Genomic DNA, 22,008 nt, shown 5'->3' with positions numbered 1-22,008 from the left:
CAACTGGAGAGAGTGACATGCAAAACCCCGTTATCCTGACCGGCGATCGCCCCACCGGCAAACTGCACATCGGCCATTACGTCGGATCGCTGCGCCAGCGCGTCGAGGCCCAGCACCATTACCGCCAGTTCGTGATGATCGCCGATCTGCAGGCGCTGACCGACAATGGCCACAACCCGGCCAAGGTGACCGATCACGTGCTGGAAGTGATGGCCGACTATCTGGCCGCCGGTCTCGACCCCGTCAGGACCACCTTCTGCCTGCAAAGTGCCCTGCCCGCCCTCGCCGAGCTCACCAGCTATTACCTCAATTTGGTCAGCGTCGCCCGGCTGGAGCGCAACCCCACCGTCAAGGCGGAGATCCAGCAAAAAGGGTTCGAGCGCAGCCTGCCGGCCGGTTTTCTGGTCTACCCGGTCAGCCAGGCCGCCGACATCACCGCCTTTCGCGCCACCCATGTGCCGGTGGGGGAAGATCAGCTACCCATGCTGGAGCAGACCAACGAGATAGTGCGCCGCGTCAATACCCTGGTGGGCAGGGAGGTACTGACCGAATGCCAGCCGATCCTGAGCGACACTGGCCGCCTGCCCGGCATAGACGGCAAGGCCAAGATGTCCAAGTCCCTCGGCAACACCATAGAGCTCGGCATGTCGAGCGACGAGATCAAACAGGCGGTGTTCGCCATGTATACCGACCCGGACCACCTCAGGGTGAGCGATCCGGGGCGGGTGGAGGGCAATATTGTGTTCGCCTATCTGGATGCCTTCCACCCCGACAAGGCGCTAGTGGCCGAGATGAAGGCCCACTACCAGCGCGGCGGCCTGGGAGACATACGCTGCAAGCAGGTGCTCAACGACTGCCTGCAAACCCTGCTCGCCCCCATGCGGGAGCGGCGCCAGGCCGCCATCGCCGACAAAGATAGCCTGCTGGCGTTGCTCTATCAGGGCACGGAGCAGGCCCGCCTTCTCACCGGCGAGGTGCTGGCCGAGGTGAAGGGCGCCCTGGGACTCGACTACTTCGCCAGGCTGCGCTGAGCGGGAGAGCCCAGCGCATCGTCGCCATAGAAGTCGAAGGCGATCCGATGCAGCAGACTCTTGAACCAGCCGATCGCCTCGTCGTGGGCGGTAAGCGGGTGGCCCGCCATCAGATAGACGATGGGGATGGCGGGATCCAGCTGATGGAGGCGCAGTGGATAGTAGCGGCAGAAGTGGCGCCCGATCATCTCGGGCACCACAACAAGATAGCGGCCGGTCGCCATCAGCGGCGGCACTGCCATAAAGCTCGGCAACCTGACACCCAGTTCACGCTCCACCCCGAACCGGGCCAACCAGAGCTCCACCATGGCCTGGCTGTGACCCCAGCTGGAGGTGTGGATATGGGGTCGGCTGACCAGCTCGTGCGGGCCCAGCGCATCGGGCAGTTCACTGCCCAGTGGTGACAGACAGACCAGCGGGTTGTTGAACCAGTCCTCGCGCCACAGCCGGGGCGAGAGGTGGTTGGCGCCGGCAAACCCGATCACCAGATCCAGCTCTCCCTTCTCCAGCTCCCGTTCGTAGTCGCTGTCCGCCAGCTCGCACACCTCCAGTCGACAGTGAGGCGCCTGCCGGTGCAACCGGTCCACCAGCACAGGGACCAGACCATGCTCCACCGATCCCGGGGTGGCGATGCGAAAGATCCGTCGTGCGCTGGCAGGGTCGAACCCCTTGGCCTGACGCAACCCCTGCTCCAGCATGGCGAGCGCCTGACGCACCGGCCCGGCCAGCGCCTTGGCCCGCTCGGTCGGCATCATCTCGCGCCGGCTCATGACAAACAGCGGATCGTCGAGCGCCGTTCGCAACCGCCCCAGGGCGTGGCTGACGGTGGACTGGGAGAGGTGCAGCCGCTCGGCGGCACGGGTGACGTTGCGCTCCTGCATCAACATGTCAAACACGGTGAGCAGGTTAAGGTCGAGGCGGGAGAGGGAGGTTTCCATCGATAATGACCATAGTTGAATGCCAACAATTCATTTTTGACATAGTAACAGATTGCCTAGAATGCGCAGGCTCAATACATCGGAGATTAAAATGCGTAGCTATTTGTTATTGCTGGCCATTGGCCTGCTGTGGGGTTCCCAGTTCATCTTCATGCACCAAGCCGTTGCCGAGTTGCCCCCCATCCTGGTGGCTGCCGGTCGTGCCCTGTGCGGCAGCCTGACCCTGGGTCTGCTCTGCCTGTTCATGCGTCTCAAGAGCGAGCACACCCCGTGGCGCACCTACATGCTGATCGCCCTGCTGGATGCCACCATCCCCTTCATCATGGTGGCCTGGGGTCAGCAGTATGTGGATAGCGCCATCGCCGCCGTGGTGATGGGTTGTATCCCGTTTGTCACCATCCTGATGGCACCGCTGTTTATTTCTGGTGAAAGAATCACCAAGAGCGGCCTGCTCTCCGTGGTCATCGGCTTTGCCGGTGTGCTCACCCTGTTCTGGCCGAAACTCTCCCAGGGCATGAACGCCGGCCTGCTCGGCTCCATGGCCATACTGTTCGGCGCCAGCTGCTTCGCCATCGGCCTGCTGATGATCAAGCGCTTCGCCAAAGATCATCCGGTCGTGGTGGCCCGCAACATCCTGATCTCCTCTGCCACCCAGCTGCTGATTGCCGCGCCCTTCGTCGCCGATCTGGGCAGCCTGGCCATGCCGAGCAGCCAGGCCCTCAACGCCATCGCCGTACTGGGTATCTTCTGTACCGGCCTGGTCTACTTCCTCTACATGGCACTGATCCAGAAGGCGGGCCCGACCTTCGCCTCCTTCAGCAACTATCTGGTGCCGCTGTTCGGCGTCATGCTGGGTGCCCTGTTCCTCGGCGAGCAGATCCAGTCCACCACGGGTGTCGCACTGGCGCTGATCCTGGGTTCCGTCGCCATGAACCAGTGGGCCCAGCAACGCCGGGTGCAGCGTGAGGCACAGCTATGTCAGGCATCCTGACAACCCTGTGCGGCGGCCTGGTGTTGATTGCCAGCTGGCAATATCGCCAGCGGCTGGCCGGGGTGGTAGGCCTCTTGATGGTGCTGCTGCCCTGGTTCTTCGACAGCAAGTTGCAGGCGATGCTGAGCTATGCGCTAAGTGCCTGAGCTGAATGTGTGACGAGAGTGTGTCTCTCCTGTTTGTGGGACCGTTTTAAATAAAAAACCTCCGATTTGTCCCCGCTACCGGCGCCTTGCGCCGGTTTTTTATGCCTCTTTTCTTGCCGTCGCCGGCACTCATATCCGGTAGCGATAGCTCAGCCCCTCGTTCTTGCGCGGGCCGATGATCTGCCAGGTGAGCAGAAAGCCGTTGTCGGTCGGCGTCAGCTCGGCACGGTAGTAATCCTGACCGCACAAGTGGGGCTCGGCGGTGAACCAACGGCCATCCTCTCCTGGTCTCAGCTCGAACAACTCGACCGGTTTCTCGTGACGCAGGTGGGAGAGGCGCACTCCCTGTTCGGTGCGCTGCCACCAGAAGCGATTGTGCATCGCCAGCACCCGGCCATGGGGCGTGGTATAGCGGCCCGTCTCTACAAACAACCAGCCGCCATGATGATCGGTCACCAGCACCTCCCCCTCCCCGCGACCATTCCAGTCGGTCGCCGAGCCCACTCCGTTGTTCGCCTCGAAGGCAAATGCTCCGATCTGTGGCAACTGGCGCCATAAACGCTGGATCACGGCTTCCATCTCGGCCATCATAGCCCCCTTTCAAATTGACAACTGACGACAAATCAACCACATGAACTACTTGATAGGGGTTACCCTGCTCTGGTCATTCTCCTTTAGCCTGATTGGGGTCTACCTCGCCGGCCAGGTGGATGCCTACTTCTCGGTGCTGACCCGCATCGCCCTCGCCAGCCTGGTGTTTCTCCCCTTCCTGCGCCGCCGCTGGCTGCGACCCGAACTGGTGCTCAAGCTGATGGCCCTCGGCGCCATCCAGCTCGGCATCATGTATCTCTTCTACTACCACTCCTTCCTGCTGCTGACAGTACCGGAAGTACTGGTGTTCACCATCTTCACCCCCATCTACGTCACCCTGATCCACGATCTGCTGGAGCGGCGCTTCAAGCCTGCTTATCTGTGGGGTGCCCTGCTGGCGGTAGCCGGCGCGGCCATCATCCGTTTCGACGGGCTGACCGAGAGCTATATCCTGGGATTCCTGGTGGTACAGGGGGCCAACATCTGCTTCGCCCTGGGCCAGGTCGGCTACAAGGTGGTGCTGGCCCGGGAGGCAGAGCAGCCGCCGCAACAGGCGATCTTCGGCTGCTTCTATCTGGGGGCCCTGGCCGTCGCCCTGCCCGCTTGGTGGCTACTGGGTAAACCCCAGTATCCGACCAGCGAACTGCAGTGGGGCATATTGCTGTGGCTGGGGATTGGCGCCTCGGGCCTTGGCTACTTCCTGTGGAACAAGGGGGCGACGCTGGTCAGCAGCGGCGTGCTGGCGATCATGAACAACGCGCTGATCCCGGCGGGCCTGCTGGTCAACCTGCTGCTCTGGGGCAAGGATACCGATCTGGTGCGGCTGGCCCTGGGCGGCCTCTTGATGCTGGCCTCCCTCAAGGTGTGCCAGCGCCACGCAACCACCTCCCCCTGACGACCGTCAGCCGACGACTGTGTTGTGTTCCCGTCTGGCCTGGCCATGGCAGCTGGCCAGACGGGCCAGCAGGTGATCGAGCATCTCGCCCGGCTGGCTCTGCACCAATCCGACACTGACGGTAACCGGCCGCTGGGGTAGCAAACTGGCATCGGCTATCTCGAGGCGCAGCCGCTCGGCGATCTCCAGGCCGCTCGCCCGCTCGGTCTGAGAAAGCATCAGGATGAAGCCATCCTCGTCCCAACGGGCGAAGGGATCCTCCCGGCGCAACTCGTGACGCACGATGCGCGCCAGCTTGGCCAGCATGGCATCGCAGGCCGCCTCGCCAAACAGCTGCTGGATCTTGGTCATGTGATCGACGGAAAACTGCATCAGGCTGAAACTGCCGCTGTCGGTCGCCAGGCGATCCTCCAGCAGCAATTCGAAGCTGTTGCGGCTCTCCAGTCCGGTGAGGGGATCCGTGCCGTGACGCTCTTCAACCGGCTCCTCGACCGAATCAAGATGGCGCACCGCCCCCAGCAGATGGCCGCGCTCATCACGACGAATGCGCTCTTCCAGCCGGATGTAGTGGCCGTGGTGATGAAGGATGCGGTACTCGAGGCGCAGAGCGGCGCTGCGGCCACTCTGGCAGGCGAGCAGCGCATCCTCCAGCCGGGAGACATCGTCGGGATGCACCCGATCCAGCCAGCCCATGTCATCCGGCCAGCTATCCCCCAGCCCCAACAGATGCAGGCAGCTGGGGTCCCGGCGCAGTCCCTGCTGCACAGACCAGGTCCAGAGCCCCGCCTCCAGCAGATTCATGGCGTCAGACAAGAGACCCGGGTCAAGCCGGGTCGTCACATCCACCAAAGGTGTCTTGAGTGTTTCCATGGGGCACCTCGAAACCAGATCTAAATAGCAGCAGCTCAATAAGTAACATTGGCTCCGGCGGCGAGCAACAGGGTCAGAGCGCTTTTCCCTGATAGCCCTTCATCAGGGTTTGCCAGTTCTCCGGTACGAAGTGGAAACTGGTATGCAATTGGGCCTCTTTATTGAAGGAGCGCAGCAGCCGCTCCAGATTGGCCTTCTGCCACTCCCCCGATGCGCGGATGGCGCCCTTGTCAAAGTCGATCACCCACACCTTGCCCGCCTTGTCGATCAACAGGTTGTGGCTGTTGAGATCGGCGTGATAGACGCCTGCGTCGTGCAGCTGGCGCACCGTCTGGCCGGCTTTGTGCCAGAGCTCTGGCGCAATCGGTCCCTGTTTGAGCAGGGCCACCATGTCTTTGGCACCGCGGATGCGCTCGATCAGGATGTCGGCACGATAGAAGGGCCCCTGCTTGACCATGCGGGCACCAAACGGACGTGGCACCGGCAGCCCCAGCTCGCTCAGCTTGGCGAGCAGGGTGTATTCGGCCATGGCGCGGCTCGATTCCACTCCTTCGAACCAGAAGCGATCCCGTACCACCTTGCCCACCATGCCGCCGCGATAGTAGTGGCGCAGCACCAGATGGCGCGATTCATCCTTGACGAACCAGGTCACTCCCCGACCTAAAGAGGTCCCCACCACCTGTCGATTGCTCTGCCACCAGGCAGGATCGAATAACTGGGGAGAGGGGTCGCGAAAGGCCCCTTCGGCATACCAGCAGATTTGGTTGTGTTCGGTCTGTATTCGCATCATGAGCTCCCGCTCGGTGGGTCATTGCTCGCTAGGTTTGCAACTGCGATGAGGCTGTCGTGGCAACCGCCTGCAATATGGTCAATATCCTGTGCCAGCACAGGTCAGCCACAACCGGGAGGTCATGGCGAAACCGGGCTGGCGATTGCGCGCAATTTTACAATCCACAGGGGAGTTTGCATAATGCCATCCACCCTTTTTGCCAGCCGTGCCGCACATCATGCCGCTATTTCAAACGCCTCCTTCCTCCATCTGCATCCTGCGGCTCTCCGCCATCGGCGATTGTTGCCACGCGCTGGCACTGGTTCGCGTTATTCAACGGGAGTGGCCGCAGACCCGCATCACCTGGATCACCGGTAAAATCGAGGCCACCCTGTTCGCCGATCTGCCCGGGGTGGAGGTCATTGCCTTCGACAAGAGCAAGGGTTGGCGTGGCTATCGCGATCTGTGGCACACCCTCAAGGGACGCAAGTTCGATGCCCTGCTGCACCTGCAGGCCGCCATGCGGGCCAGCATCGCCACCCTCGGCATCAGGGCAAACATCAAACTCGGTTTCGACAAGGAGCGGGCCAACGACGGCCAGTGGCTGTTCACCAATCACAGGGTACCCTCGCCTGCCTCTCCCCATGTGCTGGATGGCTTTCTCGCCTTCGCCAGTGAACTCGGCATCCGGGATCTGACGCCGGATTGGCAGCTGCCCATCAGCGCCGAGCACCAGGCTTGGGCCCGGGAGAAGATTGCCGGCAAGCCGACCCTGCTCATCTGCGCCGCCGCCAGCAAGCCTTTCAAGAATTGGACCGCCGCAGGCTATGCCGCGCTGGCGGATCACGCGGTGGGCAAGGGATTTCAGGTCTATCTGTGCGGTGGCCCGGCCAAGCTGGAGCGGGATCTGGCCGCCGACATCCAGCGGCTGAGCCACAGCAAGCCGGAAGACCTGGTGGGTCAGACCAACCTCAAACAGCTACTGGCACTGATTGGTGAGGCCAGCCTGGTGCTGGCCCCGGATACCGGCCCCGCCCACATGGCCACCCTGGTGGGCACGCCGGTGATCGGTCTCTATGCCCACCACAACCCGGATCGCACCGGCCCCTATCTGTGCCGCGATTATGTGGTCAGCGTCTATCAGGAACTGATTGAGCAGGAGACCGGCAAGCCACTGGCCGAACTGGGTTGGCGCACCCGTCTCAAGGATCCGGATGCCATGGGCAAGATCAGCAGCGAGCGGGTCATCGCCGCCTTTGACAAGCTGTGTGCCGATAAACATCTGCCCGGGCAATTCGAAAATCCCGAGCAATAAGGCAGGGATAACCTGATGGCCCCGCCCCAATAGCCACGGCAAAATGGCAACCAATGTGGGTTACGCTCCCGCAGCAAGCTACGAATCCTTTGATCGGCTGGAATATGATTCCGGCCGTTTTTTTATTCGCCGCCTTCTGTTAAAATTCGCCGCCTTTACATCCCCCTGATTCTGAATTTTTCCGCGTTTTGCATTGGGCTGTCTTCCTTTCGGGCACAAGACGGCGGCCTCTGCTACAACCAAAAACACGGTTATCGATTAAAGGTAATAACATGGCGCAACAAGGCACTCTCTATATCATCTCCTCCCCGAGCGGTGCGGGTAAATCCAGCCTGCTCAATGCCTTGCTGACTCACCATAACGCAGCTGGCAAGATGCAGCTGTCGGTCTCCCACACCACTCGCGCCACCCGCCCCGGTGAAGAAAATGGCGTTCACTACCATTTCGTCCCGGTGGAAGAGTTCAAGTCGCTGATCGAGCGCGGTGATTTTCTGGAGTGGGCCGAAGTGTTCGGCAACTACTACGGCACCTCTCGCGCCGCCATCGAGGCCTGCCTGGCCCAGGGCATCGACGTCTTCCTCGATATTGACTGGCAGGGTGCCCGCCAGATCCGTGAACTGATGCCGACCAAATCCATCTTCATCCTGCCTCCCAGCCGTGAAGAGCTGGAACGCCGCCTGATTGGCCGCGGCCAGGACAGCGCCGAGGTGATCAAGGGGCGGATGGAGAAAGCCATTGCCGAAATGGTGCACTATGACGAATATGACTATGTCATTATCAATGAAGACTTTGAGCTGGCACTGTTCCAGCTGAGGGCCATTATTGAGTGCCAACGGCTGGAAATGCGTCAGCAACAGCAGGCACAACAAAACTTGCTGCAACAGTTACTGGCAGAGTAAGCCAAAAACGAGTAAACTTTTGCGTCATTTTTAAACACCGCTTTTCTAAACACAGAAAGCCCACATACTGGAGTCCTGCATGGCACGCGTTACTGTAGAAGATGCTGTAAAACAGGTTGGTAACCGTTTTGACCTGGTGCTGGTCGCCGCACGCCGCGCCCGTCAAATCGCGGTTCAAGGCAAAGATCCCCTGGTTGAAGAAGAGAACGACAAGCCGACCGTGATCGCCCTGCGTGAGATCGAGCTGGGTCTGGTAAACAACCAGGTGATGGACACCCAGGACCGTTACGAGCAGCAAGAGCAGGAAGCCGCCGAGCTGGCTGCCGTTGCTGCCATCGCCGAAGGCCGCGGTTAAGTCATTCTTTCGGTTGGCACCCGCCCGGGTGCCGACTGTTCATCCCCATTTACAACCGCTCCAAAACCTCGCAAACTCAGGGCTATACCCTCGATTCCACGAATTGCCGTTTCACCGCAGCGGGGACTGTCTTGTATTTATTTGAAAATCTTAAAGAAATAGCCAGTTCCTACCTGCCGGCAGAGCAGGTCGAGAAGCTCAGGCAAGCCTATGTGGTGGCCCGTGATGCTCACCAGGGTCAGCTGCGTTCCAGTGGTGAACCCTATATCACCCACCCGGTCGCCGTGGCCCGCATTCTGGGCGACATGCGCCTCGATCATGAAACCCTGATGGCCGCCGTGCTGCACGACGTCATCGAAGATACCCCCGTTACCAAAGACGACCTGGCCGAGCAGTTCGGCGACGCCGTGGCCGAGCTGGTTTCCGGTGTCTCCAAGCTCGACAAGCTGAAATTTCGTGATCGCAAGGAAGCCCAGGCCGAGAACTTTCGCAAGATGGTGATGGCCATGACCCAGGATATCCGGGTCATCCTGATCAAGCTCGCCGACCGCACCCACAACATGCGCACCCTGGGTTCACTACGCCCGGACAAGCGCCGCCGCATCGCCCGCGAGACCCTCGAGATCTTCGCCCCCATCGCCAACCGCCTCGGTATTCACACCATGAAGAACGAGCTGGAAGAGCTGGGCTTTGAGGCGCTCTATCCGATGCGCTCTCGGGTGCTGCGCGAATCGGTGCGCCGTGCCCGTGGCAATCGACGCGAGATCATCGACTCCATCCAGAGCGAAATCAGTGGCCGGTTGCGGGAGGCAGGCATTGAGGCCCAGGTGAGCGGCCGCGAGAAGAACCTCTTCTCCATCTACAACAAGATGGAAAAGAAGGAGCTGCAGTTTCATGAAGTGATGGATATCTACGCCTTCCGGGTCAAGGTGAAGGATATCGATACCTGCTACCGGGTACTTGGCCAGATGCACAGCCTCTACAAGCCGCGCCCCGGTCGCTTCAAGGATTACATCGCCATCCCCAAGACCAACGGCTACCAGTCCCTGCACACCTCCCTGGTGGGGCCACACGGGGTGCCGGTGGAGGTGCAGATCCGCACCGAATTCATGGACCAGATGGCCGACAAGGGGGTTGCCGCCCACTGGGCCTACAAGCAGGATGGCGACAGCTCGGGCACCACGGCCCAGATCCGCGCCCAGCGCTGGATGCAGAGCCTGCTCGAGCTGCAGCAGAGCGCCGGCAGCTCCTTTGAATTCATCGAGGGAGTCAAAACCGATCTCTTCCCGGACGAAATCTATGTCTTCACCCCGGAAGGGCGCATCATGGAGCTGCCCGCCGGCGCCACCCCGGTGGATTTCGCCTACACGGTGCACACCGACATCGGTCACGCCTGCGTCGGCTCCCGGGTCGACCGCCACCCCTATCCCCTGAGCAGCCCGCTGCACTCGGGCCAGACGGTGGAAATCATCACGGCCCCCGGCGCCCGCCCGAACGCGGCCTGGCTCAACTTCGTGGTGACCACCAAGGCGCGCTCCAAGATCCGCCAGTTCCTCAAGAACCTGCGTACCGAAGAGTCGGTGGTGCTGGGCCGTCGCCTGCTCAACCATGCGCTCGGCGCCAAGAACATCGAAGACATCCCCGAGCCACGCATCAAGCAGGTGCTGGCCGATACCAAGCACGAAAACCTGCAGGGGCTGCTGGCCGACGTGGGCCTTGGCAACGCCATGAGCGTCATGGTGGCGCGCCGCATGCTGGGTGACGAACTGCCGCCGGAAGATCAACCCAAGTCCAGCAGCAAGAAGATGCCGATCAAGGGTGCCGACGGCATGCTGGTCACCTTCGCCAACTGCTGTCGCCCGATCCCCGGGGACGCCATCATCGCCCATATCAGCCCGGGCAAGGGACTGGTGATCCACCAGGAAGCCTGCCGCAACATCAAGGGCTACAGCAAGGAACCGGACAAGTACCTGCCGGTGCAGTGGGAAGTGGACAAGGAGCAGGAACAGGAGTTCCGCACCGGTATCAGCATCGAGATCATCAACCATCAGGGTGCCCTGGCCGAGCTGGCCAACGTGATCGCCGCCACCGGCGCCAACATCCACGCCATCAGCACCGAAGAGAAGGATGGCCGGGTCTATCTGGTCACCCTGCTCATTACCACCAAGAGCCGTATCCACTTGGCCAACATCATGCGCAAGATCCGCGTGATGCCCAACGTGCTCAAGGTGAGCCGGCAGAAGAACTGAACACAGGCGGCGCAAGCCGCCTGCTGTTTTACAGAGACAATGGAATGGCCCACTGCGCTGCCAGCGCGCCACCGGCATGCCAGCCCGATATGACCATCTGCAGCACCAGCCTCATCGCATAGAAACTGATATGACACCTGAACGCTTTAAACGGATTTCCGACATGCTGGCCCAGCGCCAACTCGATTTGACCGTCTGCATGGAAGAGGTGCACAAGCCTCACAACCTGGCCGCCATCGTGCGCACCGCCGATGCCATCGGCATCCACCGGGTACACGCCGTCTGGCCCAAGACCTGGATCCACAAGCGCAAGGGCACCGCCCGCGGCAGCCAGAACTGGGTGGACGTGAAGCTGCACCCGGACATCGGCAGCGCAGTGGCCGAGCTCAAAGCCAGCGGCATGCAGATCCTGGCGACCCACCTCTCCGACAGCTCGGTGGATTTTCGCGCCATTGACTACACCAAACCCACCGCCATCCTGGTGGGCCAGGAGAAGCACGGCATCGGCGAAGAGGCGCTGGCCCTGGCCGATCACCATATCGTCATCCCCATGGTGGGCATGGTGCAGTCTCTCAACGTCTCGGTGGCGGCCGCCGCCATTCTCTACGAAGCCCAACGCCAGCGCGAGCTGGCCGGCTGCTATCAACGCGGCTGCCCGCTCAGCCTGGAAGAGCAGAACAGCATACTGTTCGAGGGGGGTTACCCCGTCTATGCCCAACTCTGCAAAGAGAAAGAGATGCCCTATCCCCAGCTCGGCCCGGCCGGCGAGATCCTGGCGGACGAGCGCTGGTGGCAGCAGATGCAGCTGACCCGCAAGGGCTGGGCTGCCCAGCAGGAAGAGGATGAATGGCAGGAGCAATGATGGAAAATCCATTCGGTAGCTGGCTGGAATCCCAAGTAATACGGGATCACCTGACCAATCCCAATATCGAGGCCGGGGAGTACAGCTACTACTCCGGCTACTACCACGGCAAATCATTCGAAGATCACTGTGTGCGCTACCTGCTCGGCGATGGGTCGACCCGCGCCACCTGGGAGAGTGGCATTTGGGGTGACGTAGATCGCCTCATCATCGGCAAGTTCTGCTCCATCGGCTCGGGGGCCACCTTCTTGCTGGCGGGCAACCAGGGTCATCGCATGGAGTGGGCCTCCACCTTCCCGTTCGATCCGGGCACCTTTGGTGAGGGGGTTCGCAACGGCTTCCAGCGCAAGGGCGACACCCGGGTTGGCAACGACGTCTGGATCGGCTCGGAAGCCATGATCATGCCGGGCATCACCATAGGCGATGGCGCCGTCATCGCCACCCGCGCCGTGGTCACCCGGGATGTGGAGCCCTACACCATAGTCGGCGGCAACCCGGCCCAGCCTATCCGCCGCCGCTTCGACGAGGAGCAGATCGCCATGCTGCAAGCCATGCAGTGGTGGGACTGGCCACTGCCCCGTTTGCAGGCCGCCATGCCTCTGATCTGCTCGAGCGACATAGCGGCGCTCTACCACCATTGGCGAGAGGAGCTTGCCCGATGACATATTTCTCTCTTCCCTTGCTGGCCCTGACCCTGTTTTCTGCCGGAGCCCTTGCCGTGAACAACCCCTATCAGCTGACCACTGAAGCCGACGTACCCACCCTCTATCAACAGACCCTGCCCGACTTCTGGCGCGAGCATGCGGTGGAAGGGGAGTTCAAGGGCAAGGAAGGGATCAGCATCCGCTATGCGGCCCTGCGTCAGCCTAAGGTCGATCGCGCCATCCTCATCGTCAACGGCCGGGTCGAGAGCTACCTCAAGTATCAGGAGCTGGCCTGGGATCTGTGGCGCCAGGGCTACAGCCTCTACCTCATCGACCATCGCGGCCAGGGGATGTCCGGACGCATGCTGGTTGACACAGACAAGGGATATGTCGACCAGTTCGACGACTATGTGCTGGATCTCAAGCAATTTCACGACGAGGTGATCCTGGCGGACAAGCCTGCCAGCCTGTTCCTGCTGGCCCACTCCATGGGGGGCGCCATCTCGGCCCGCTATCTGGAGCGCTGGCCTGACGACATTCAGGCCGCCGTGCTCTCCTCCCCCATGATGGGCATCAACCTCGGCGGCCTGCCCAAGTGGCTGGCCAAGGGGGTGACGGCCACCATGGCGACCCTGGGGGGCTGGTTTGGCGAGCCCCCCTACGGCCCGGGCCAGGGGCCCTATCAGGATCAGGGCTTCGCCGACAACGAACTGACCCACAGCACGGCGCGCTATCAGGCCTTCCGCCAGATCTACGAGCAGCACCCCAAGGTCAAGCTGGGCGGGGCCACCGCCCACTGGATCCATCAGGGTATTACCGGGGCGGATGCGGCAATCGCCGATGCCGGCGCCATCAAGACGCCACTGCTGCTGCTGCAGGCCGGTGAGGACAGCGTGGTAGACAATGCCGCCCAGGAGGCCTTCTGCACCAGGGCCAACTGTGAAGGGGGCAAGCCGCTACGCATCGAGGGCGCCTGGCACGAGCTCTTCATCGAGGCGGATCCCCAGCGTCAGGCAGCGCTCAATGCGACTCTGTCCTTCTTCGCGCGCTACTAAAACTGGTTATTTTTTGGATCCCAAAAGAAATGGGGTGACACACGACGCTGGGGTACACTGCGCCAGCGTTCAATAGATGGTGAGGTAATGATGTTCAAGGTAGTTGTATCCGATCTCGATGGCACCCTGCTCAACAAGCAGCACCAGATCTCCCCCCGCACCCGTGACACCCTGCACCGTCTGGTGGAACAGGGCGTGAAGTTCGTGGTGGCCACCGGCCGGCACCATGTGGATGTGCGCAGCATCCGCGATACCCTGGGGCTGGACATCTACCTCATCACCTCCAATGGCGCCGTCGTGCACGACAAGCAGGATCAGCTGGTCTACAACCAGGCGCTGCCGGATACGGTAGCGGCAGAGCTGATCGCGCTGGAGCGGGATCCCTCCATCCACCTCAATGTCTACTATGGCGACGAGTGGCTGGTGGAAGAGGAGCTGCCCTGGCTGCTGCAATTCCATCACGACTCCGGCTTCACCTACCGCCTGACCGATCTCGCCAGCCACCCGATGGACAAGATCAACAAGGTGTTCTACATCGGTGAGCACGAGAAGCTGCTGAAAATAGAGGCGCGCCTGAACCAGCAATATGGTGATCGACTCAACGTCACCTTCTCCCTGCCGGATTGTCTCGAGGTGATGCACGCCGGGGTGCACAAGGGCAATGCGGTGCGCGCCGTGCTGGAACAGCACGGGCTGGAGATGTCCCAAGCCGTGGCCTTCGGCGATGGCATGAACGACTTCGAGATGCTGAGCATGGTGGGTCGCGGCGTGGTAATGGGCAACGCCCATGACCGTCTCAAACTGGCACTGGCGAATCACGAGCAGACCCTGAGCTCCGATGAAGATGGCGTCGCCGTCTATCTGGAGCAGCTGTTCGCCCTCGAGAAGGTCAACGCGGCCTGATCCCTTAGCCATGGATACCACACCAGGTGGTATCCATGTGCTCGCCTGTCAACGCTCGAAACTGTGACCGCACCCCTGGCAGCGATATTGCCGGGAGATTTGGCGGTCCAGGGTGCGGCCAAGCCATAACCCCGCCCCACCGCCGGTCGCCCCACCCAGCAGGGCGCCACCCAGCGCACCGGCGATGGCGCCGAGAGGCACACCAATCCCCCCCAGAGCGGCCCCCATGCCGGCTCCCACCTTGGCGAAGCTGGCAGCACAGGCAAAGCCGCCTGCGGCGCCGAATCCCATGGCACAGGCCCGCCCCACCCGTTCATCCAATGCCTTATCAACCCCCTCTTTCAGACACCTCGGACATCTCATGATGCACCCCCTTGGCCGGCAGAATTGAATTCCCTGTTCATTCCCTGAACAGTTTCGCTCTTATCGGCATTGGCTGCACTCGATTATGTGCCGGTAATAACTCAATTTTTTCCTGATCCCACCCGATAGCGTGATCCTCGTCTGAACCCCTGACACATCCGAAGCCCGATAATGGAACGTCATTCATCTCCCCTTGCGAGACTCACCGTCATGACACTTCTCAATCGCTTGTCCCTCACGACCAAAACCCGTCTGCCCGTGGTGATAGTGCTGACCATCATGTCCAGCGTGGTCTCCGTCGCCTACACCAGTTTCACCGAGCAGCAGCGGGTCAACCGCACCGTCGTCGAGCAGATACTGCCGGTGCAAAATTCACTGGAAGATGCCTATCGCGATCTCTATCAGGTCATTGCCGCAGGTCAGGGGCTCATCGTGGGTGGCCTCACCACCGACAACGTGGCGCACCAGAAGGCGGAGTTTCTTGATAATGGCAACAAGGCGAGAGACAGGATGAGCCAGGTGCAGACCCTGATCGATGCGGGCCTCATCGGCAAGCAGCACCAGGCCACGCTGGACCTGATGCTGGGAGAATTTGACGACTGGCTCGCCCACTATCAGGCCGTCTTTGCCGATCCCCACGAGAGCAGCCATCTGCTCTCCAGCCAGTTCCAGGCCTCGCAGCAGCAGTTCACCTCCATCCGTCAGCAGCTCAACCAGCTCAAGGATGCCATCGAGCAGTCCCAGCAGGAGCTCAGACTGGAGGTTCAGGATTCGAGCCAGCACGCCCAGCAGGTTCTGAGCCTGGGCACCCTGATCGCCATTGCGCTGGCCCTGGCGCTCACCTGGGTTGTCACCCGGCTAACCCTCAAGCCCCTCAACCAGATGCAACAGGCCCTTGAAGATATTGCCCAGGGCGAAGGTGATCTTACCCGTCGTATCACCATCACCTCCCGCGACGAGATTGGCACCCTCGGCGCCACCTTCAATCGCTTCATCGATCAGGTTCACAGGATCGTCAGCGACGTCAGCCAGACCGCCAGCACGGTGCAATCGGCATCACGCCAACTGTACTCCCTGATGGAGGGGATGGTGACCAACGCCGAGGAGCAGCAGCGCCAGAGCGATCAGATTGCCGCCGCCGTGGAGGAGCAGAGTGCCACCAGCGCCCTCATGGTGGCGCACGCCAGCCAGACCGAGAACGCCTCGGCCGAGGCGGCCAGCCAGGTACAGAGCGCCACGACAGATCTGATGAATACAGTCACGGCGATGGAGGCACTGGCGCGGGACATTCACGTGTCGGAGCAGGGGATCCAGCGGCTGGAGCAGGATGTCGGACACATCTCTTCCGTGCTGGAGGTGATCCGCGGCATCGCCGATCAGACCAACCTGCTGGCACTCAACGCCGCCATCGAAGCGGCCCGGGCCGGAGAGCAGGGGCGCGGTTTCGCCGTGGTAGCCGACGAGGTGCGCACCCTGGCCAGCAAGACCCAACATAGCACGGGTGAAATCCAGCAGATGATCGAGCGGTTGCAGCAGGGCAGCCAGGAGGCGGTGCAGAAGATGGGGGCCAGCAGCCACAGCGGCACCCAGGCTGTCGCCCAGGCCCACCAGACCCGGGAGAGCCTGGGTCAAATGACCCATGCGATCACCATCATCAACGAGATGAACGGCCAGATAAGGGACGCCGCCCATGAACAGAGCGGCGTCAGCACCGAAATCAACCACAACCTGAGCGTCGTCGCGGGCAATGGTCGCGCCATGCTGGAGAATCTGGAGAGCATTCGCCAGACCTGTGGCCAGCTGGAGTCTCAGAGCCGGCAACTGGCCACCCGGGTGCAGCAATTCAAGCTCTGAGGGGTCAGCCGGCGGGCTTGAACTGATCCTTGTCGAGATTGTGCTTCTTCATGCGCAGATAGAGCTTCTTGCGCGGGATGCCGAGGTACTGGGCTGCCTCGGTCACCCGGCCGGAGAACAGGAACAGGGTATCCTCGATCACTCGCCGCTCAAACTCTTCCACCAGATCGTCCAGCGGCTCCTTGGCATTGGCGAGCGGCATGGCCCGCTCTACGCCGGCCAGCTTGACGATACCCACCGCATAGAGCTCGGCTACGTTGCGAAGCTCCCTCAGGTTACCTGGCCACTGGTGACGCTTGAGGGTCTCCAGATAGGCGCGGTCCACCGCCGGCACCGGCTTGCCAATCCGCTTGCATCCCTGGCGCAGGAAGGCGCGAAACAGGGGGATGATGTCGCAGCTGCGCTCCACCAGGCGGGGCAGTTTGAGCCGCACCTGGGAGAGGAAGTAGTAGAGCTCGGGCATAAGCTGCTGCTGTTCCACCAGCCCTTCCGGTGACTCCTCGAACAACGCTATGGTGCGCAGCGACTTGCCCCCCCTGCGTTCCTGCTCCAGCAGATGGTTGCCGAGCCAGCGCTGGCACTCGGCCGTCAGCCGGGCCGGCGATTGCAGTACCAGAGTCCCCTGTTCGGCCTGCGCCAGGCTCTCCTGCACTTCGGCCAGCGAACTTGCCGATGCGCAGTCGTGCAGGTGGAAGGCCTGTTCCCGGCGGGCGCTGATCTTGTGCAGCAACAACGCCAGGGTGTGGCGTCCCGAGCCGGCCGGCCCCTCCAGCATCAGATCCTTGTCGGTCTGCGCCAGCTGGTTGATCTGGTTGCGGATGGCGACGATCTGCGGGCTGGTGCCGATCAGCTCGTCGTCGATCGTCTCCTGGATCTCGTTGCGTCGCGCCAGTACCTCGCTGCGCTGCTTGCAAGCCCGCTCCAGCAGCCCCAGCAGGGCCTGCGGGTTGAGCGGTTTCTCCAGGAAGTCGAACGCCCCCTGCTTCACCGCCTTCACCGCCAGGGGGATGTCGCCATGGCCGGTGATCATGATGACCGGGATCTCGGCATCTATCTCGTGAACCCGGGTCAACAGCTCCATGCCATTCATGGCGGGCATGTAAATATCGGAAACCACCACACCGGGCCACTGGCTGGCCAGCAGTTCCAGCGCCTCGTGGGGGGAGGTGGTCGCCTTGGGCTGATAGCCGGAAAGCCTCAGCAGGTGACAATAGGACTCCAGCACGTCCTCATCGTCATCCACCAACAACACGTTGGCCGGGCGGCTACGGGGTAACAACATCGACTGACTTCTCCTCATTCAAATACGCGTTGGATTCGGCGCCCTCCTGCGACCGGGCCGACGGGGGCTCGCCAAACTCCAGGATCACCATGGCCCCTCCCCCTAAGGCAGAGCCCAGCAAGATCCCGGCATCACAGCGGGCCAGCAGGGAGCGACAGATGGTCAGCCCCAGGCCCAGCCCCACCTCCTTGGAAGTGGTGAAGGGGGTAAACAGCCTGGGCAGTATGGCCTCGCCAAAACCGGCGCCGCTGTCGGCGATCCCGATCTTCAGCTGGCTGCCATTCTGCTCCAGCAGCAACAGACGGATTTCGCGGATATCCCGCCCGGCGATGGCATCCATGCCGTTGACCAGCAGATTGACCAGCACCTGCTCCACCAGCACGGGATCGGCCTCGATCCAGAGCCCGGCGGGCAGCTCATTGTTCAGGGTACAACCATCCCGCTTGGCCCGGGTCTCCAGCAGCAGCAGCGCCTGATCCGCCAGCTCCCCGAGATCGAGCCGAACCCGGGTCTCCTCGGTCGGCGACTTGCGGGCAAAGTTGCGCAGGGCATTGATGATGCGGCTCATGCGTTGGCCCAGCATCTCTATCTTGCCGAGATCCTTGTCCAGCAGCTGGAACTCTCCGGCTCCGAGGGCGGTACGGCTGGTGTAAAGATACGTCATCATGGCCGACAGGGGCTGGTTGAGCTCGTGAGCCAGGCTGGTCATCGCCTGCCCCACCACCGCCATCTTGGCCGCCTGGATCAGCTCATCCTGGGTCTGCAGCAGATTACGCTGGGCCTGCTGGCGCTGCACTACCTCCGCCGCCAGCAGGCGGTTGTTCTCGGTCAGCTCGCGGGTGCGCTCCTCCACCAGCTGGCCCAGCTCCCTGGCGGTCAGCTCCTGACGGGTCACGTCGGTGACCGTGATGATGAAGCGATAACCGCGTCCCTGCTCGAAGCGGCGCAGGTTGAAGTGCAGGAAGCGCGGCTCGTCGTGGGGCCCTGTGGCCACGGTGCATTCACTGTGACCCAACCGGTGCAGCGGCTGATCAGGCTCAAACTGGCTGGCCAGCACGGCGCCGGCCTCCTCGGGGAAGACTTGCCACAACGGCAGATCTGGGCTGATAGTCGCCTGCCTGAACAGGGTCAAGGCGCTCGGGTTGACCGATTCTATGGTGCCGTCCGGATAACAGGTGATGAGGCAGGCCTGGGTGTTGTTGATGAGGTTCAGGGCGTTGGAGCGCTCCATCTGCTGCAGCTGCTGGCAGAAGTGGCGCAGGTTCTCCCCCAGCTGGCCAATCTCGTCCCGTCCGCTGGTCTGGATCGGCACATCCATCTTGCCGGCCGCGACCCGGGCCAGATCCTGGCCCAGCACATCGAGCCGCCCGATCAGCCGCCGCCCGATCAGCACCACCAGCACGAAGATGCTGAGCAGGATGGCGAGGGCCAGCACCACCAGGATCACCAGCTTGCCGGTCGCCACCATCTGGCTGCTGTTGTTGCCGAGCACGTGGAGAGAGCGGTTCGCCTCGCTCACCGTCTGGCTGACCTTCCGGTGATAACGCGAGACGGCATCATCCAGCTTGGGACGCAAGGCCATCAGCCGCTGATGGGTCAGGGCGTCGGCTTGCAACAACCGGTGCAGCTGGCCATTCGGTTTCACCAGGGTGACGATATCCTGCAGGATCTGGCGATAGCTGACGGTAGAGGGGTACTCGGCCAGCCGGGAAGTCAGTTCGTCCATCTCGTCGATCTTGTAACCGATGAACAGGAAGGCGCTCTCCAGATCCTGCTGGTAGCGCTGGTCGATCACCTCATTGACCAGCGCCTGCAGCTCGTTCTCCTTGAAGGTGAGATCCTGCAGGGCGGAGAACTCCTTGATGACGTTGCCAAATTCACTCATGTCGTCGGAACTGTTCACCATGCTGGTCAGGTGCCACTCCACCTCCTGCAGCAGGGGAGCCACATCATCCACCAGATCCTGATGCAGCCAGTTGCTGCGCTTTTGCAACTGCTGCAGGGTTTCGGCATGGACGATTTGCTGCTTCAGGTAGCGGGCGTGATCCGCCACCAGAGCACTCAGCTCCTCGAACGCCCGCTGCTGGGAGAGCGCCTCGTCATCATCCTGCGACCCCAGCAGGTAGGCATTCTGGATATCCTGCAGTGTGGTGGAGACCGAGAGGGAGAGTCGCTTGTACTGCACCGGGTCCCGGGTATCCCGCAACTGCGCCAGCAGCAACAGCAGACGGGAACTGGCCCGCTCCAGCTGGTAGGCGCTGCCGATGGCGGGCAGGCTCTCCCTGACGATCTGGTTGACCTGCTGCCCCAGCCGATCCCACACCATGTAGGCCGCCATCCCCATGATCCCGGTCAGGGTCGTGATGGCCAGAAAGGCGAGGATCAGGCGCCGTCCAAGGCTGCTCGGCAGACGCAGGCTGCGCCCCAGGCGACTCATGGCTTGCTGGCCTGTTCGACTAGCCGCTGCGCTTCGTTCAGCCGCGCCTCCGTCGTCTGGCGCCACTGGTGCATCACGCGCTCGGCCCGGGGGTTGCTCTGATCCCGCTCGTACATGCCGTCAAACAGCGCCAGCAGCGCCGGATCCCTGGCCTCCTGCTCGCTTAGCGGCGGCGTACTCGCCAGCACCTTCGCCTGCTCGACCAGCTTGATCCGTTCGGGATCGTTTCGGGTGTCCGCCCCGTTGATCCCCCGCCAGGTCATCTTCAGTTTGGGCAACTGCTGGGTGATGGTCTGTTCGAACAGGGCCTTGAGCAGACCCGCTCGCCGGTAGAGCAACGCCTTGTCGGTCACGTAATGGGTCTGCCTGGCCAACTCGGGCTGACTCAGGGTCGCCTTGGCCATGCCGGGGGTGCCGATGATCGCCTGCCCCTTGTCGGAGAGCAGGTACTGGATAAACAGGGCTCCGTTCCCCGGATTGTCCGTGCTGCGGGGCACCCCGAGGTAGGTCGGCAGGATCACCGAATCCGCCATGGTGCTGAAGCCGATGTGCTTGAAGAGTGCCTGGCTGTTGAGGGCATAGCTGTCGATCACCGGGCCGGCTCCCGCCAGACCTCGGGCGATACCGTCACTCACCCCGAAGCTGCGCGCCGTGATGGCGGAGAGGTTGCTGCCAAGGCGCATCAGCAGGGCCCAGCCCCGATCCCAGCCATATTGTTGCAGTATGCTCTCCACCATCATGTGGGTGGTGCCGGACTGGGAGGGAGAACTCATCATGACATGACCCATGAACACCGGCGACGCCAGCTGCTGCCAGCTGCCGGGTTGTGGCAATTGATATTTGGCCAGATAGTGACGGTTATACATGATGCCGCTGCTGGAATATCCCACCACCGCCACCTTGTTGCTTAATCCCAGGGTATGGGGACTCAACCAGTCTGGTGGAATGGTGGCCGTTGGCAAGGGAGCCAGTAAACCTTCTTTATCGAGGGTGTTAAAAAATGTCGGTGACGATGACATGATAATATCGACCGACGGCGCCTCTGCTTCCGTTAATAAGCGCAAAGAGGGGATGGTTCGCCGATAAATAACCTCGACCCGGATCCCGGGATATTGCTGAACGAATCCGTCTATTACCGATTTGACCGGCGTCTCCGAAAAAGAGGTGAGCACGGTCAGTGACCCGGCCTGAGGGGCGCCAAAGGGCAACAAAATAGCCACCAGACTCACAGGTAGCAGTCGAAAAAATAGAGACATGGGGGTCGTTCTGCTCACTATCAAAAACGGATTATGTGCGGTACATCTAATAATTGGTAGTTCACATTATTTTTATTAGAGAGGGGATGAGCCAATTCTGACTCATATCTCTCTGGTGATATGACTATTGTTATTCATCGCTTATCAATAGGACAGTCAGAATATGCCATTTCTGACTCATGGTTTTCCCTCGCTCGAGTCATAAGTGACTCATTTCCGACTTTTTGCCGCCTTAATTTCTCCCTTCATATCATGGCATCCGTGATCAGAGCTTCCTCTGAAACCATGCTGCCAAAATAGAAA

General features: G+C 61.6%; 21 protein-coding genes. 13 read left to right on the top strand and 8 right to left on the bottom strand.

Annotated features, from left to right (window positions below; all coding sequences use genetic code 11):
* Window positions 1-17: 17 nt before the first annotated feature.
* Window positions 18-1,031, top strand: a complete 1,014-nt coding sequence (gene trpS, locus ACB034_RS19875) for a tryptophan--tRNA ligase (protein ID WP_371173558.1) — start codon at window positions 18-20, stop codon at window positions 1,029-1,031.
* On the opposite strand, the gene ACB034_RS19870 is transcribed toward trpS, so the two are convergent.
* Complete coding sequence (locus ACB034_RS19870) at window positions 1,010-1,969, bottom strand: LysR family transcriptional regulator (protein ID WP_371173557.1); 960 nt, start codon at window positions 1,967-1,969, stop codon at window positions 1,010-1,012. The two genes, trpS and ACB034_RS19870, sit on opposite strands and share 22 nt — an antisense overlap.
* A 91-nt stretch (window positions 1,970-2,060) precedes the next feature.
* On the opposite strand from ACB034_RS19870, the gene ACB034_RS19865 reads away from it, so the two are divergent.
* Window positions 2,061-2,960, top strand: coding sequence for a DMT family transporter (locus ACB034_RS19865; RefSeq protein WP_026456233.1), 900 nt, complete (start codon window positions 2,061-2,063; stop codon window positions 2,958-2,960).
* A complete protein-coding gene (locus ACB034_RS19860) occupies window positions 2,945-3,106 on the top strand; it encodes a hypothetical protein (protein WP_124238287.1) in 162 nt (53 codons plus the stop codon). Before ACB034_RS19865 ends, ACB034_RS19860 begins: the two co-directional genes overlap by 16 nt.
* A gap of 129 nt (window positions 3,107-3,235) precedes the next feature.
* Here ACB034_RS19860 and ACB034_RS19855 read toward each other — a convergent pair whose 3' ends face one another.
* Window positions 3,236-3,694, bottom strand: coding sequence for a DUF6314 family protein (locus tag ACB034_RS19855; RefSeq protein ID WP_371173556.1), 459 nt, complete (start codon window positions 3,692-3,694; stop codon window positions 3,236-3,238).
* A gap of 43 nt (window positions 3,695-3,737) precedes the next feature.
* Here ACB034_RS19855 and ACB034_RS19850 point away from each other — a divergent pair, with 43 nt between their 5' ends.
* A complete protein-coding gene (locus tag ACB034_RS19850) occupies window positions 3,738-4,592 on the top strand; it encodes a carboxylate/amino acid/amine transporter (protein WP_371173555.1) in 855 nt (284 codons plus the stop codon).
* A 6-nt stretch (window positions 4,593-4,598) separates the two neighbouring features.
* Here the strand turns inward: ACB034_RS19850 and ACB034_RS19845 are convergent, their stop codons facing one another.
* Complete coding sequence (locus tag ACB034_RS19845) at window positions 4,599-5,462, bottom strand: sensor domain-containing diguanylate cyclase (protein ID WP_342014002.1); 864 nt, start codon at window positions 5,460-5,462, stop codon at window positions 4,599-4,601.
* A gap of 73 nt (window positions 5,463-5,535) precedes the next feature.
* Entirely contained in the window at window positions 5,536-6,249 is a 714-nt protein-coding gene (locus ACB034_RS19840) for a 3-deoxy-D-manno-octulosonic acid kinase (protein ID WP_225634462.1), read from the bottom strand.
* Between the two features lie 220 nt (window positions 6,250-6,469).
* Here ACB034_RS19840 and ACB034_RS19835 point away from each other — a divergent pair, with 220 nt between their 5' ends.
* The 8 genes from ACB034_RS19835 (at window position 6,470) to ACB034_RS19800 (ending at window position 14,513) form a co-directional block, all read left to right on the top strand.
* A complete protein-coding gene (locus tag ACB034_RS19835; protein WP_371173554.1) occupies window positions 6,470-7,546 on the top strand; it encodes a glycosyltransferase family 9 protein in 1,077 nt (358 codons plus the stop codon).
* A 272-nt stretch (window positions 7,547-7,818) separates the two neighbouring features.
* Window positions 7,819-8,445 (top strand): guanylate kinase, encoded by a 627-nt coding sequence (gmk, locus tag ACB034_RS19830; RefSeq protein ID WP_124238291.1) that lies wholly within the window; start codon window positions 7,819-7,821, stop codon window positions 8,443-8,445.
* Window positions 8,446-8,524: 79 nt separating this feature from the next.
* Window positions 8,525-8,800: a DNA-directed RNA polymerase subunit omega gene (rpoZ, locus tag ACB034_RS19825; protein WP_026456240.1), complete on the top strand. Its 276-nt coding sequence runs from the start codon at window positions 8,525-8,527 to the stop codon at window positions 8,798-8,800.
* A gap of 131 nt (window positions 8,801-8,931) precedes the next feature.
* Window positions 8,932-11,049 carry a bifunctional GTP diphosphokinase/guanosine-3',5'-bis pyrophosphate 3'-pyrophosphohydrolase gene (gene spoT / locus ACB034_RS19820; protein ID WP_371173553.1) on the top strand — a complete coding sequence of 706 codons (2,118 nt, stop codon included), beginning with the start codon at window positions 8,932-8,934 and terminating at the stop codon, window positions 11,047-11,049.
* A 130-nt stretch (window positions 11,050-11,179) separates the two neighbouring features.
* A complete protein-coding gene (gene trmH / locus ACB034_RS19815; RefSeq protein ID WP_042026804.1) occupies window positions 11,180-11,911 on the top strand; it encodes a tRNA (guanosine(18)-2'-O)-methyltransferase TrmH in 732 nt (243 codons plus the stop codon).
* Window positions 11,911-12,573 carry a CatB-related O-acetyltransferase gene (locus ACB034_RS19810; protein WP_201983184.1) on the top strand — a complete coding sequence of 221 codons (663 nt, stop codon included), beginning with the start codon at window positions 11,911-11,913 and terminating at the stop codon, window positions 12,571-12,573. Before trmH ends, ACB034_RS19810 begins: the two co-directional genes overlap by 1 nt.
* Window positions 12,570-13,610 carry an alpha/beta fold hydrolase gene (locus ACB034_RS19805; RefSeq protein ID WP_371173552.1) on the top strand — a complete coding sequence of 347 codons (1,041 nt, stop codon included), beginning with the start codon at window positions 12,570-12,572 and terminating at the stop codon, window positions 13,608-13,610. The genes ACB034_RS19810 and ACB034_RS19805 overlap by 4 nt, the downstream gene beginning before the upstream one ends.
* A gap of 90 nt (window positions 13,611-13,700) precedes the next feature.
* Window positions 13,701-14,513, top strand: a complete 813-nt coding sequence (locus tag ACB034_RS19800; protein WP_268856434.1) for a Cof-type HAD-IIB family hydrolase — start codon at window positions 13,701-13,703, stop codon at window positions 14,511-14,513.
* Between the two features lie 48 nt (window positions 14,514-14,561).
* Here ACB034_RS19800 and ACB034_RS19795 read toward each other — a convergent pair whose 3' ends face one another.
* Window positions 14,562-14,876 carry a hypothetical protein gene (locus tag ACB034_RS19795; protein ID WP_026455752.1) on the bottom strand — a complete coding sequence of 105 codons (315 nt, stop codon included), beginning with the start codon at window positions 14,874-14,876 and terminating at the stop codon, window positions 14,562-14,564.
* A gap of 210 nt (window positions 14,877-15,086) precedes the next feature.
* Here ACB034_RS19795 and ACB034_RS19790 point away from each other — a divergent pair, with 210 nt between their 5' ends.
* Window positions 15,087-16,730, top strand: a complete 1,644-nt coding sequence (locus ACB034_RS19790; protein ID WP_371173551.1) for a methyl-accepting chemotaxis protein — start codon at window positions 15,087-15,089, stop codon at window positions 16,728-16,730.
* A gap of 4 nt (window positions 16,731-16,734) precedes the next feature.
* Here ACB034_RS19790 and ACB034_RS19785 read toward each other — a convergent pair whose 3' ends face one another.
* The 3 genes from ACB034_RS19785 to ACB034_RS19775 are packed head-to-tail and all read right to left on the bottom strand — an operon-like array spanning window position 16,735 to window position 21,705.
* On the bottom strand, window positions 16,735-18,012 hold the full coding sequence (locus ACB034_RS19785) for a sigma-54-dependent transcriptional regulator (RefSeq protein ID WP_371144966.1): 1,278 nt from the start codon (window positions 18,010-18,012) through the stop codon (window positions 16,735-16,737).
* Window positions 17,996-20,449 (bottom strand): ATP-binding protein, encoded by a 2,454-nt coding sequence (locus ACB034_RS19780; RefSeq protein WP_371173550.1) that lies wholly within the window; start codon window positions 20,447-20,449, stop codon window positions 17,996-17,998. Before ACB034_RS19780 ends, ACB034_RS19785 begins: the two co-directional genes overlap by 17 nt.
* Window positions 20,446-21,705, bottom strand: a complete 1,260-nt coding sequence (locus ACB034_RS19775; protein WP_371173549.1) for an ABC transporter substrate-binding protein — start codon at window positions 21,703-21,705, stop codon at window positions 20,446-20,448. The genes ACB034_RS19780 and ACB034_RS19775 overlap by 4 nt, the downstream gene beginning before the upstream one ends.
* Window positions 21,706-22,008 lie beyond the last annotated feature (303 nt).

The organism is Aeromonas sp. S18(2024) (assembly GCF_041402525.1).
Classification (GTDB): Bacteria; Pseudomonadota; Gammaproteobacteria; order Enterobacterales; family Aeromonadaceae; genus Aeromonas; species Aeromonas enteropelogenes.
The sequence above is the reverse complement of the archived record's forward strand: the minus strand, read 5'-3'. Positions and strand labels throughout refer to the sequence as shown.

Excerpts from the sequence above, each read along its gene's own strand:
- trpS (WP_371173558.1), top strand. The coding sequence starts at position 18 with ATGCAAAACCCCGTTATCCTGACCGGCGATCGCCCCACCGGCAAACTG.
- ACB034_RS19870 (WP_371173557.1), bottom strand. The coding sequence starts at position 1,969 with ATGGAAACCTCCCTCTCCCGCCTCGACCTTAACCTGCTCACCGTGTTT.
- ACB034_RS19865 (WP_026456233.1), top strand. The coding sequence starts at position 2,061 with ATGCGTAGCTATTTGTTATTGCTGGCCATTGGCCTGCTGTGGGGTTCC.
- ACB034_RS19860 (WP_124238287.1), top strand. The coding sequence starts at position 2,945 with ATGTCAGGCATCCTGACAACCCTGTGCGGCGGCCTGGTGTTGATTGCC.
- ACB034_RS19855 (WP_371173556.1), bottom strand. The coding sequence starts at position 3,694 with ATGGCCGAGATGGAAGCCGTGATCCAGCGTTTATGGCGCCAGTTGCCA.
- ACB034_RS19850 (WP_371173555.1), top strand. The coding sequence starts at position 3,738 with ATGAACTACTTGATAGGGGTTACCCTGCTCTGGTCATTCTCCTTTAGC.
- ACB034_RS19845 (WP_342014002.1), bottom strand. The coding sequence starts at position 5,462 with ATGGAAACACTCAAGACACCTTTGGTGGATGTGACGACCCGGCTTGAC.
- ACB034_RS19840 (WP_225634462.1), bottom strand. The coding sequence starts at position 6,249 with ATGCGAATACAGACCGAACACAACCAAATCTGCTGGTATGCCGAAGGG.
- ACB034_RS19835 (WP_371173554.1), top strand. The coding sequence starts at position 6,470 with ATGCCGCTATTTCAAACGCCTCCTTCCTCCATCTGCATCCTGCGGCTC.
- gmk (WP_124238291.1), top strand. The coding sequence starts at position 7,819 with ATGGCGCAACAAGGCACTCTCTATATCATCTCCTCCCCGAGCGGTGCG.
- rpoZ (WP_026456240.1), top strand. The coding sequence starts at position 8,525 with ATGGCACGCGTTACTGTAGAAGATGCTGTAAAACAGGTTGGTAACCGT.
- trmH (WP_042026804.1), top strand. The coding sequence starts at position 11,180 with ATGACACCTGAACGCTTTAAACGGATTTCCGACATGCTGGCCCAGCGC.
- ACB034_RS19810 (WP_201983184.1), top strand. The coding sequence starts at position 11,911 with ATGGAAAATCCATTCGGTAGCTGGCTGGAATCCCAAGTAATACGGGAT.
- ACB034_RS19805 (WP_371173552.1), top strand. The coding sequence starts at position 12,570 with ATGACATATTTCTCTCTTCCCTTGCTGGCCCTGACCCTGTTTTCTGCC.
- ACB034_RS19800 (WP_268856434.1), top strand. The coding sequence starts at position 13,701 with ATGTTCAAGGTAGTTGTATCCGATCTCGATGGCACCCTGCTCAACAAG.
- ACB034_RS19795 (WP_026455752.1), bottom strand. The coding sequence starts at position 14,876 with ATGAGATGTCCGAGGTGTCTGAAAGAGGGGGTTGATAAGGCATTGGAT.
- ACB034_RS19790 (WP_371173551.1), top strand. The coding sequence starts at position 15,087 with ATGACACTTCTCAATCGCTTGTCCCTCACGACCAAAACCCGTCTGCCC.
- ACB034_RS19785 (WP_371144966.1), bottom strand. The coding sequence starts at position 18,012 with ATGTTGTTACCCCGTAGCCGCCCGGCCAACGTGTTGTTGGTGGATGAC.
- ACB034_RS19780 (WP_371173550.1), bottom strand. The coding sequence starts at position 20,449 with ATGAGTCGCCTGGGGCGCAGCCTGCGTCTGCCGAGCAGCCTTGGACGG.
- ACB034_RS19775 (WP_371173549.1), bottom strand. The coding sequence starts at position 21,705 with ATGTCTCTATTTTTTCGACTGCTACCTGTGAGTCTGGTGGCTATTTTG.